Here is an 11,001-nt window from a genome sequence, read left to right as displayed (position 1 = left end):
GAAAGTGTTTGCGACGTCGGTCATTCGGAAGCTGGCGATCAGTGAGGAGATGCTGGCCGAGACCCACAATTTCGTGGGCCTCGCCGCGCACGTCACCGGTCCGGTCGACCTCGATCTGCTCTCGGAGGCCTACGAGGCGCTGCTGGAGGCCCATCCGATCCTCACCGGGCGGCTGGAGCGACTGCCCGATGGGCGCCACCAGTTCGTCACCGACGACCTGATGCCTGACGGCATCGAGGTCATCGAACTCGACGGTCCCGACGCGACGCCACCCACCCCGCACTTCGACCAGACGGAGTCGCTGGTGGCGATGCGGGTGATCATTCGCGACGGGCAGGCCCAGCCGACCTTGTACGTGCACCATGCCGTGGCCGACGGGCACCACATGTATGCGCTGATCGAGGAGATGCTGTCCTTCTACACCGATCTGGTCACCACCGGCCGGATCGGGGCGCTCAACGTCGAGCCCGCTCCGCTGTCGATCGAGGCGGTGCTGGCCGACCGGGGGATCGAGAAGCAGCAGCGTTCCGGGATCGAGCGATTCATGCCGGCACTGTTCGCCTACGACCTGCCGCCGACCCGTCGGGCCGTTGGGCAGGAGACGCCGTCATCACCGGTGCTTGTGCCGATGGCGTCGTGCCGGTTGACCGAAAGCCAGACCGACAACGTGGTCGCGTTCGGCCGGGCCCACGAGTTGAGCCTGCATGCGGTGCTCTCGGCTGCGGTGCTGATCGCCGAATGGCAGCTGCGCGGCAAGCTGAGTATCCCGGTGCCCTACGTCTACACCGTCGACTTGAGATACTTTCTGTCACCGCCGGTTTCGGCCACCGGATGCACCAACCCGATCGGGCTGGCCACCTACCTCGCCGAGGTCGACGCCAAGACCGACCTGGTTGAGATGGCTCGCGACATCGCCGCGAACTTCCAGAAAGACCTCGACGAAGGCGTCATCCAACAGTCCCGGTTGCACTTCAGCCCGCAGTACGTCGGAAACCCGCCGGGGCTGCCCGACGTGGTCGTGCTGAGCAACAACGGACTGGTTCCACCGGTGCGGACGCCACCGGGCGTCGAGGTGACCACCACACACGGCGAGCTGTACTTCGCCGTGAGCGCAGGCATCGACATCTACTTCACCCAGATCTTCTCCGGGCAGCTCAACATCGAATACCACTCCCACGGGCCGGCGCCCGAGCGCTCGGTGGAGGCGATTCGCGCGCTGCTGTGCGATATCGCCGAGCGGCACGCCGCCGGCGTCAGCTGACCGGGCCGAAGGCGTAGCGGTGGTACTGCAGCATTCCGCGCAGTGGCGGCAGTGCGCGGGCCAGGGTGCTGGATCGGCGGAACCCAGGCGGGACCCGGCTGAAGGTCTCCGCGTCGAAGAGATTGGCGGCCGCCAACAGCCGAATGCCGGTGACCTTGTCCAGGATGTCGCGGGGGCTGTTGACCGCCCAGTGCAGCGTGGAGCCGGACTGACGCTGCAGCCGCTGGGCCTTTTGCGTCTTGACGCCGAGCCAGTTGTAGAAGTCGATCTGCAGTTCCCCGGACGGGAACCGGTCGACGAAGCTCTGCAGCAATGCCACACCGTCGGCCTCGGTCAGGTACATGCTGATGCCCTCGGCCAGCAGCAGAACCGGGCGATCGGTCGGAATCTCGTCCAGCCACGACGGGTCGGTCGCCAACGTCGCCACCAGGTGGTAACCCGGGCGGTCGGGGTAGACCTGCTTGCGCAACGCGATCACCGGCGGCTGGTCGACGTCGTACCAGGCCACCTCGGGTCCGGGATCGATCCGGAAGACCCGGGCGTCCATACCGCAGCCGAGGTGAATGACGGTGGCTTCCGGGTGGGCGGCCAGAAACTGGCGCGCCCAGATGTCGTACTGGGCGGTGCGCACCGTCACCAAGGGCGCCCAACGGCCGGGAGCCTTGAGTGCGTCCCAGTCGAAGTCGATACGCGCGACCGCTTCCCTGGCGTACTGATCGCCCAGCACTGGCTGGTCGAAATCAGCGTCGAGTGCCTTGAGGTAGAGCGTCGTCAGCATGGTTGCCGCGGCGCCGTGCAGGTCGACGGGGATCTTGTCTGCCACGTCGGCGAGCCTAATACCCTTGACGGGCAGTCGATGCACCGCACGGTCGAACCCGGCGGTTCAGCGAGGCTCGACGCAGGAGAGCCGAAGCTGGGACCGTCGCATGAACCCGGCGGTTCAGCGAGGCTCGACGCAGGAGAGCCGAAGCTGGGACCGTCGCATGAACCCGGCGGTTCAGCGAGGCTCGACGCAGGAGAGCCGAAGCTGGGACCGCCGCATGAACCAGGAGGCACAGATGGTGGTTGAGGCCAGTGAGCGCAACGGACGAGCGCCGCGGATCCTGTTGTTGTACTACAGCTTCTCCGGGCAGTCACTCAAGGTGCTCGAGGCTGCCGGGGAGGTGTTCGCGCAGCAGGGCTGCGAGGTCGTCAAAGCCGGTATCGAATTCACCGACCCGCGCTACTCCCAGCGTTTCGCGCAGTTCCCGCTGCGCCGGGTCTGGCCGGACATGCTCAGCGTGCTCAAGGCGCAGCAGCGGGGCGAGACGGGGGAGATCCGCACTCCTGACGCGGTGCGCGACGGTGAGTACGACTTGATCTGCATCGGCTCGCCGACCTGGTGGAAGGCGCCCGCCATGCCGATCAGGTCGTTTCTGCAAACCGACGAGGCCCGAAAGCTTCTGGACGGCAAGCCGTTTGTGGTGTTCACCGTGTGCCGCGAGTTCTGGCAGGAGAACTATGCCGAGGTTTGTCGGCTCGCCGAGGGGTGCGGTGGTCGCTACCAGGACGAGATTCACCTCAGCTACCCCGGCGACCCGCTGCGTTCGATGCTGGCGTTGACCAGCTACCTGGGCAGCGGCCGCTACCGAGAGCGCTACCTGGGTCTACGCCTGCCGCCGACCAACGTTCAGCCCGAGCAGCTCGACCGGGTCCGCAAGTTCGCCGCCGGCCTGGTGAGCCGGTTGTTCGGCAAATGAGAGGTCAGCAGTAATGCCGCGTTCCTTTGAGGTGACGTTCTCCTCACCTGCCTCCGTCGAAGAGGTTCACCGTGCCTTCGGGGACCGGTCCTATTGGCAGGCCCGGCTGGAGGCCTTTGGCGGGAGCAAGAGCCTCGACTCCCTGGATGTCGATGCGGATGGCCGCATTCGGGTGGTGGTGACCGAGGACCTGCGGCACGGCGCATTGCCCGGCATGTTGGCCAAGGTATATCGCGGCGACCTCAACATCGTCACCACCGAGGTGTGGACGCCGGCGGGAGACGGACGGGTCAACGGTGAGATCACGGTCGCGGTGACCGGCGCCCCGGGATCGGGGAGCGGCACCGCGGTCCTCGAACGTGCCGGCACCGGCTCGAAGCTGGCGCTAAATGGCACGATCCGGTTCAAGGTGCCGTTAGTGGGCGGCCCCATCGAGAGCTTTCTTGCCCGTGAATTCTCGCAAGGCATTCCGGAAATACAACGGTTCACAACGACCTGGCTGGGTGAAAATGCCTGAATCCGAGTTCACATACAGTCATGTGCCGACAACGGCCGAGGCGTTGGCCCGGCTGGAGATGCCGCTGGCTGAGGCCATGATGACGCAGCGCGCGATACGGCGCGTGTACTCCGATCCGGTCGATGACGCGGTGGTACTCAAGTGCATCGAATTGGCGCTGCGGGCCCCGACCGGAAATGACGGGCAGAATTGGGAATTCATCGTTGTGAAGGACCGCCGCGTCAAAGAGGAATTGGCGAAGCGTTATCGGCAGGCGTGGAAAATCCAGCGCGGTGTGGTCTTACGGAGAAAAATCAAAACCGACGAATCCATCGCCGGTATTGCCCGGGCGATGGAGTGGCAGATCGACCATTTCGCCGAGCTCCCAGTGCTCGTGGTGGCCTGCCTGCGACTGGGTGCCCGGGAAGGCCGCTTGCCGGTGGTGCGCATGCCGCACATCGCCGAGTCCGCCTACTGGGGGTCGATCTACCCCAGTGTTCAGAATCTGCTGCTCGCAGCCCGTGCCATGGGTTTGGGTGCGTCGCTGATCACCCTCCCGCTGTGGAATCAGCGCGCCGTGCGGCGCGTCCTGCGCCTGCCGCATGCGGTCACGCCGTGTTGCATCGTGCCGCTCGGTTGGCCTCGTGGGCGCTACGGCCCGACCACCCGCAAGCCGGTCGGGGAAGTGGCTCATCTCGACGGCTACGGCGATCTCGCGTGGCTGGAGAGCTGAATCGACGCTTTAGCTCAACCTTTGTCGAAGATTACGTGGAACTTAGCGGAAAATATTCTGCGGCCGGTGTAAGTTATTCGCCCCATCCTTAGACACCCGGGCCTCACAGCTATATGCTGGCACGGTTCGTGGGGGACACAAGGGGGATGTGTGATTCATATTAATGGGGGGGCGCGCCAGCGTCGGAACACCACGGCTGGTGCACACCGAGCAGTGCCACAGCGTCGATTCGCGATTGCCGGGGGGCCTGAGGCTTTCCCCCAGCGTCGATCTGCGGCCGCCGGCGCGCACCGCGCGGCGCCACCGCGTCGACCGGTTCCTGCTGGTAAGCGCTTTACGGTGCCGCAGCGTCGTTACACCACAGCCGGCGCCGCCGTTGCGGCCGCGACAGCCGTAGCGGCGGTCACCCCGGTCTCGCCGGTCGCCCCGTGGCTGCCAAATCTGACCGCTGCCGAGCGGGCGGTGCAACTGGCGGCCGAGGGGTCGTTGCTCAACGTTCCGTTCAACCTCTTCCAGGGCTTGGTCAACAGCCCTTACAACGAGGTACAGGCCGCCAACGTGATGGCGAGCTCACTATTCTTCACCGGCAATTGGTTCACTCCGAGCGCCACCAATATCTGGGGTGAGGACCCGGGTGACCCGGGGCACTTCATGGCGATCGTGGACTTCATGCTGCCGTTCGCCCCACAGCTCTCCGGCCTATACCAGCCCGAGATCGACCCGGAAGCGCTGGCAAACGGCACCGCTGGGCTCGGGCAGCAGTTCGCGATGTTTGCTGCCGCCATGCTGCCAGTCAGCGAGTCGTGCGACTCGATCCAGTGCTATCCACTGTCTCCGGTCGCGCCGATCACCGGCATCACCGGCCTGGACCGGATGATCAACTTCTTCGAGAAGTTCTCCAACTTCCCGAACGACGACAACCAGCTGGACTTGTTCAAGTACTGGCTGCAAGTGCCGCTGCAGGATCTGTTCAACGGCTATACGTTCCCGGACAGCCCGTGGAGCGACCCCGACAATCCCACCTCCGGTGGCATCGCCGACCCCCAGTCTGGAGTCGGCGAGGGCGGCGCGGTGCCAGATGGCTTCGGATTCCCGGGAACGCATCCCCTGACCGACGCCGACGGCAACATCGTCTACGACGAGTACGGCAACCAAATCAACTTGATGCCGTGGGCCGGCTTGACGTTCAAGCTCGACCCGCTGGGGCCGGTGCAGCAGTGGTTCAACAGTCTGATGCAACCGGTTGACTGGAGCGTCAACGGTGATGATCCGACCACCGGCTTTCATTTCGCCGACGGCTCGGACATCGTCCAGGCAATGAAAGCCTTGGCGGCCGGCATGGTCGTCGACTTCAACCCGTACATCGCGGGCAGCCCGATCTGCCCGGCGATGTGCAATGTTCCGCCGTTCTCCCCGCCTTGGGGACAGACGAGCCTGGACCTGGTCAAATCGATCCAGAGCATCGGGGAGCCCAGTCCGCTGATCCAACAGTGGATTGATCAGATGGAGGCCGGGACCGCGAACGCCGCGACGGACGAACAGATCATGGCTGGTATCTCGGCTCTGCAGACGGGTATGTTCACGTTCGACGCCGATACCCAGAACCAGATCATCGACGCCCTGGCCGGGATCAACCCCTACCTGCCGAACCTGGCGGTGAACTCGGGGTGGTTGACCGATCCCGGTCTACTGGGCCCATGGCCGATCGATCCCGACACCGGCAAGTACACACCGCCGACGTACGACCCGAACCTGCCGCTCGACGAGCAGCAGATTGGCGATTATGGCGGCGTGAACTCGTACCTGCTTTGGGACGACTTCCTCCGCTTCCTCGACCCGAGTGGAGGTCTCGTCACCGACCTCGACACGCTCTGGAGCGAGATGGCTGGCTGGTTCGCGTTCTAAAGCCGGCTCCGGGAGGGCGCGGCCGGGTTGCTGATGACCTCGGTGGGGCGGCCGCGCCGACCCCGGATTCTGGCATAAGATGTGGATCTATGCAGCTCAACTAATGTGACTCTCGATTTGCGCTCAGGCAACACTTTGGTAGATTGCGTGAACCATTAGTGCGACATCGTTTACGCATCTTGCGTTAGGTTTTTGGGAGGACACCGGGATGGTTGCGGCCTTGCGTTCGTATTGCTCCGCCGGGCTGGCGATCACCACTGCTGGGCTCGTCGCCGTGGTTCCCCCGGCACCTGCCCTTCGCGCAGCCCCCGAAATCGCCACCGTTTCGCTGGATGCGCGCTTGAGCGCCGGGGAGTCGTTGTTGAACGTTCCCCTGAACCTGTTGCAGGCACTGATCAACATCCCGGCGAACGAGATCCACGCCTTGGACGTGCTGGGGCAGTCCTTGCTCTTCACCGGGCAGTGGTTCGTGAGCAGCCCGACGAACATCTGGGGTGAGGACCCCGGCGACCCGGGCCACTTCGAGTCGGTGGCGCAGCTGCTCTTCCCGTTCCCGGTGCTCTCCGGAGCCGGCCACGAGGGGGACTACTCCTACCCGGGTCTGGGGCAGCAGCTTGCCATGTGGGCCGCGGTGCAGATCCCGGCGAATCAGAGCTGCGCGAGCCTGGACTGCCTGCCGGCCGTGCCGACCAGTCCGATCACGGGCTTCACCGCCATTGACCAGCTCATCTGGCCGCTGTTGATCGCGACCGGCCTGCAGTACTTCCCGCTCATCCAGAACTGGTTCCAGGTCTCGGACTCGGAGATGACGGAAGGCAATGGCTACTACTTCGACCCCAACTCGCCGGGCGCGCTGAACAGTGGGGTGGCTCATGACGGATACCTGTGGGAGGGGTCGCGCACCCTGGAGCAGCTTGGCCTGAATCCAGAGGACTACCCCAACATCGACCCGAACGCCCCGCTGCAGCCGTGGACGGGCAGCTACTACAAAATGGACTTCGAAACGCCGTTCACCAACTTCTTCAACAGCTTGATGGAGCCCTTCGACGCCTCCAAGTTCGAGCTGCCCGACCCGGTGGAATTCGCTAGGGCGATACAGACCGTCGTCGCAGGATCATTGATCGACTTCAACCCCTTCGTGCCAGGTAGTCCGCTCTGCCCCGGGCCCTGCCTTCTCCTGAACCCGGGGGGCAACATCTTCGAGCCCGAGGACTGGAACACGCCCAGCTTCTGGTGGGCTGTGAAGCTGATCGACGAATTGTGGCCCGGAAACGAGGCGATCGGCACGTGGCTGTCCGACTACGATAACGGCACCGCCAATGTGTCTACCCCGGAGATCATCAACTACGCAATCGAGGCGTGGCGGCTCGGCGGAGTTGTGCTCGACATCGGCAACCCGCTGCCGCCGAACCCGTTCATCGATACCAGCGACTGGCTGCCCACCGTTGATCAGGTCCACGACTTCCTCGGGGACTACCTGTTCAACATCGCCGACAACATCGGGCTCATCGGTCCCTTCGACATCCAGGGACTGTGGGACGCCATCTTCGACGTGACTCCGGCGGCGTAGGCAAACCTACTCGTCGGGGAGTTCGGGTCACCGCCTGCTGGAATGAGCTGGACGCTGCTCGGACGGCGCCGCGCGCTCGCATGGCCTCCTGATACCGTGGCTGGGCACGCGCGATGTGCGCGCCCGTAACGCCCGGAAGGGGAGGCCCGGTTGAAGTCCCGCTTAGCGTTGCGGACCTCCAGGCGCCGGGCGCCGAATGGGCAGGGTAGTGCCGTGCTGGAGGTAATCGACAAAGGCGATATCAGCGCGGCCCATGGCGTTCCGCTGCTTTTCGTCCACGGCGCCTGGCATGCGGCCTGGTGCTGGGACGAGCATTTTCTCGGATACTTCGCGGACCGGGGCTATCGCGCTATAGCGCTCAGCTTCCGGGGTCACGGCGGCAGCCCGACCGACAAGCCGCTGCGTAAGTGCAGCGTTGCCGATTATGTGAAGGACGTCCAGTCGGTCGCCGACACACTGCCTGTCCCACCGGTGGTGATCGGGCACTCGATGGGCGGGTTGATCGTGCAGAAGTATCTCGAGAGCCGGCCGTCGCCGGCCGGAGTCCTGATGTCGTCGATTCCCCCGCACGGGAACTTCGGCTCAAATCTGCGCTGGCTGCGCCACCGCCCGCGGCATGCGCTCGCCATGGCGCTGACCGGAAAATCCCTGCCCTACATCAACACCCCCGTGTTAGCACGAGAGAAGTTCTTTTCCGAGTCGACTCCCGAGGACAGCGTGCTGCGGTATGCCGCCCGACTGCAGGAGGACAGCGCTCGGGTGAGCATCGATTGCCTGCTGCTCAATCTGCCCCGGCCCAAGCGGGTGACGACGCCGCTGTTGGTGTTGGGAGCCGAGCAGGACGGCGCGCACACCAGTAGGGAAGTGCGGGCGACGGCGCGTGCCTACGGGACCGAGGCTGAGTTCTTTTCCGGCATGGGGCACAACATGATGCTCGAACCGGGCTGGCAAGCGGTGGCCGAGCGCATCGACACCTGGCTCGGCGGCCACGGCCTATAGCGGCGACGCGTCAGTGGCGTAAACCGCGTCTCAGGATGCGCTCCCACATCCGGTCGGTCATCAGCGCTCGCGCCAGCAGGGTGACCTTGCCTGAAGCACCCACGATGTAGCGGGGCTTCGGATTCTTGGACTCGGCTGCCCGCACGACAGCGCGCGCAACGGTCTCGGGTTTGACCATCACGCCAGGTGTCGAGCTCAGCCGCTTGGTGTTTTCGGCGTAGTTGCGCTTGAAGTCGGCGTAGGGATCATCGGCCGAATACGTCGGAGTCTCCTCCAAGTGCGACATGACGAACGGTGTCCATACCCCGGTCGGGTCCATCAAAACGACCCGCACGCCGAACGGGGCCACTTCCGTCCGAAGCGCCAGCGAAAGCGCCTCCATTCCATATTTGATGACGTGGTAGCCGCCGGCGCCCGGGCTGACGAAACGTCCTCCGGTGCTGCCGATATTCACGATGGTGCCGGCCCGACGGCTGCGCATCCCCGGCAATACGGCCTGGGACAAATGAAGGGCCGCAACCAGATTCGTCTCAAAGAGATTGCGCAGGTCAGCTAGTGGTAGCTGTTCGAGCGGAACAGTCAACGGAAAGCCTGCACAGTTCACCAGCAGGTCTACGCCACCGTGATCGGTGTTGATCTCTGCGATGAGCTGGTCCACGGCAGCCTCGTCGGTGACGTCGAGCGCGCGGGCGGTCAACCCACGCGACGCCAGTCGCTGCAGCGCTTCTGGATTACGGCCAACCGCAAACACGTGGTATCCACTTGCGTGCAGACGATCGGCAATTGCTTCGCCGATGCCGCTCGTCGCTCCGGTAACCAGTGCCGTCCGGCGGGCCGTCATCCCGTTTCCGCTGCGACGGCGTGCGCTACCGGCTGGTCGCAGGTCATCGTGTCGGGTACCAAAGTGACTGGCAGGTAGCTCAATCCGCGCATTGTCGCGTTGATCATGTATCGGTAGTCTCCATCAAGCCGGATCTCTTTAACCCGCGGGATCAGCCGGGTGAGTACGCAGTTGACTTCCCGACGGGTCAGGTGCGTACCGAGGCAGTAGTGCGCGCCGCCGCCGAACGCGACGTGATCGGTCGGATTGCGGTCGAGATCGAAGGTGTCGGGGTCGGAGTAGTGTCGCGGATCGCGGTTGGCGGCAGCAAACAGTAGCAACACCCGCGCACCGGCCGGAATGGTGTGCTCACCGACCCGATAGTCGCGGGTCGCGGTCCGGTAAAAGCCCTGCACCGGAGAGACCAACCGCAGCTGCTCCTCAATGGCGGCGGGGATCAGTTCGGGATGCTTGCGCAGCCTCTCGTAGACATCCGGGCGCTGCGCCAGGGTCAAGAACAGGCCTGAGATCAGGTTCGTCGTGGTTTCGCTGCCGGCACCGACAAGCATCGATGCGGTCCAGAACACCTCGTCGTCGGAGAGGGTGTCTTCACCACTGGGGGCCGCCAACATCGAGATCAGGTCATCGCCGGGCGTGGCGCGGCGCGCTTTGATCATCGGGTCGAGACTGTGGTAGGTCGCGATCACCGCCTTACTCGAGCGCATGTTCAGCTTCATCCCGTGCAGGTTCAGCGGCGCGAACGCTGCCTCATTGATGGTGTCCGCCCACTCGAGAAATCGGTGACGCTCTTCCTGCGGGATGGCCAGCATCATCGCGATCAGCTGGTTCGGCAGCGGCTTGGCCAAGTCGTTCACGATTTCGGCCCGCCCACGCTCCACCATCGCGTCGACGAGTTCGTCGGCGGCGCGGTTGATGTTGGTTTCCCACGATTGCATTGCGCGCGGGGTGAAGGCCCGGGACACCGATCGGCGCAGCCGAGTGTGCACCGGAGGGTCAGTTGCATTCATCGTCTGTAAATGTACCCGGAAACGGGCCTGGCTTTCCGCCGACGACAACGCATCGTCGTCGCGCAAGGCCTGCCACACCTCGTCGTAACCCGGAACTATCCAGATGCCGCGCTTGCGGCTGTACCAGACCTTGGGTCCGGTGAACAGCGTGCGATAACCCGGATAGGGATCGTGCATGGTTTCCGTTGCGAACGGGTCGAATTCGGTCAGCGGCGCGGTCTCACGGCCGGTCAGGGTGTAGCGGTAGGCGGTGGCTCGGTCCCGGGCCACACCAAGCATCCCTTCGGCGCCGATCTTGAGCAGGCTGGCGCGAAAGCGAAGCCGACGCAGCACGTCGTTATGGTCCATCTGGGGGGTCTCTCGTTGTCGAGTCTGGTGGGGGCTTACGCAGCCGTCACTTTAACCCTTGAGTGACCCCTAACTTAAAAGAAGCGCCGGATCAGAGGACCT

Annotated in this window: 10 protein-coding genes; 7 read left to right on the top strand and 3 right to left on the bottom strand. The window is 64.4% G+C overall.

Going from position 1 to position 11,001, the window contains the following annotated elements:
• Window positions 1–4 precede the first annotated feature (4 nt).
• Window positions 5–1,261, top strand: coding sequence for a phthiocerol/phthiodiolone dimycocerosyl transferase family protein (locus RCP37_RS11410; protein WP_308483247.1), 1,257 nt, complete (start codon window positions 5–7; stop codon window positions 1,259–1,261).
• Here the strand turns inward: RCP37_RS11410 and RCP37_RS11405 are convergent.
• Window positions 1,254–2,084 carry a class I SAM-dependent methyltransferase gene (locus tag RCP37_RS11405; RefSeq protein WP_308483246.1) on the bottom strand — a complete coding sequence of 277 codons (831 nt, stop codon included), beginning with the start codon at window positions 2,082–2,084 and terminating at the stop codon, window positions 1,254–1,256. The genes RCP37_RS11410 and RCP37_RS11405 overlap by 8 nt on opposite strands.
• Window positions 2,085–2,301: 217 nt before the next feature.
• Between RCP37_RS11405 and RCP37_RS11400 the strand changes: the two genes are divergently transcribed.
• From RCP37_RS11400 to RCP37_RS11375, 6 genes are all read left to right on the top strand, one after another.
• Window positions 2,302–3,000, top strand: a complete 699-nt coding sequence (locus tag RCP37_RS11400; RefSeq protein WP_308483245.1) for a flavodoxin family protein — start codon at window positions 2,302–2,304, stop codon at window positions 2,998–3,000.
• Window positions 3,001–3,013: 13 nt separating this feature from the next.
• On the top strand, window positions 3,014–3,517 hold the full coding sequence (locus RCP37_RS11395) for a DUF2505 domain-containing protein (RefSeq protein ID WP_308483244.1): 504 nt from the start codon (window positions 3,014–3,016) through the stop codon (window positions 3,515–3,517).
• The gene (locus RCP37_RS11390; protein WP_308483243.1) at window positions 3,510–4,229 is read left to right on the top strand and encodes a nitroreductase family protein; all 720 of its coding nucleotides are present in this window, start codon (window positions 3,510–3,512) and stop codon (window positions 4,227–4,229) included. The genes RCP37_RS11395 and RCP37_RS11390 overlap by 8 nt, the downstream gene beginning before the upstream one ends.
• A 339-nt stretch (window positions 4,230–4,568) precedes the next feature.
• The gene (locus RCP37_RS11385; RefSeq protein ID WP_308483242.1) at window positions 4,569–6,134 is read left to right on the top strand and encodes a hypothetical protein; all 1,566 of its coding nucleotides are present in this window, start codon (window positions 4,569–4,571) and stop codon (window positions 6,132–6,134) included.
• 208 nt (window positions 6,135–6,342) lie between these two features.
• Complete coding sequence (locus RCP37_RS11380) at window positions 6,343–7,704, top strand: hypothetical protein (protein ID WP_308483241.1); 1,362 nt, start codon at window positions 6,343–6,345, stop codon at window positions 7,702–7,704.
• 213 nt (window positions 7,705–7,917) lie between these two features.
• Entirely contained in the window at window positions 7,918–8,703 is a 786-nt protein-coding gene (locus RCP37_RS11375) for an alpha/beta hydrolase (protein ID WP_308483240.1), read from the top strand.
• Between the two features lie 10 nt (window positions 8,704–8,713).
• Here RCP37_RS11375 and RCP37_RS11370 read toward each other — a convergent pair whose 3' ends face one another.
• Complete coding sequence (locus RCP37_RS11370; protein ID WP_308483239.1) at window positions 8,714–9,544, bottom strand: SDR family NAD(P)-dependent oxidoreductase; 831 nt, start codon at window positions 9,542–9,544, stop codon at window positions 8,714–8,716.
• The gene (locus tag RCP37_RS11365; RefSeq protein WP_308483238.1) at window positions 9,541–10,899 is read right to left on the bottom strand and encodes a cytochrome P450; all 1,359 of its coding nucleotides are present in this window, start codon (window positions 10,897–10,899) and stop codon (window positions 9,541–9,543) included. The genes RCP37_RS11370 and RCP37_RS11365 overlap by 4 nt, the downstream gene beginning before the upstream one ends.
• Between the last annotated feature and the right edge of the window lie 102 nt (window positions 10,900–11,001).

The sequence above is a fragment of the Mycolicibacter sp. MU0102 genome (genome assembly GCF_963378105.1).
In the GTDB taxonomy this organism is placed as follows: Bacteria; Actinomycetota; Actinomycetes; order Mycobacteriales; family Mycobacteriaceae; genus Mycobacterium; species Mycobacterium holstebronense.
Note: the sequence above shows the minus strand (reverse complement) of the source record. Positions and strands in the feature narration are given on the sequence as shown.

Bases quoted from the DNA above. Each gene is read 5' to 3' on its own strand.
- RCP37_RS11365 (WP_308483238.1), bottom strand. From the start codon at position 10,899: ATGGACCATAACGACGTGCTGCGTCGGCTTCGCTTTCGCGCCAGCCTG.
- RCP37_RS11400 (WP_308483245.1), top strand. From the start codon at position 2,302: ATGAACCAGGAGGCACAGATGGTGGTTGAGGCCAGTGAGCGCAACGGA.
- RCP37_RS11395 (WP_308483244.1), top strand. From the start codon at position 3,014: ATGCCGCGTTCCTTTGAGGTGACGTTCTCCTCACCTGCCTCCGTCGAA.
- RCP37_RS11380 (WP_308483241.1), top strand. From the start codon at position 6,343: ATGGTTGCGGCCTTGCGTTCGTATTGCTCCGCCGGGCTGGCGATCACC.
- RCP37_RS11370 (WP_308483239.1), bottom strand. From the start codon at position 9,544: ATGACGGCCCGCCGGACGGCACTGGTTACCGGAGCGACGAGCGGCATC.
- RCP37_RS11390 (WP_308483243.1), top strand. From the start codon at position 3,510: ATGCCTGAATCCGAGTTCACATACAGTCATGTGCCGACAACGGCCGAG.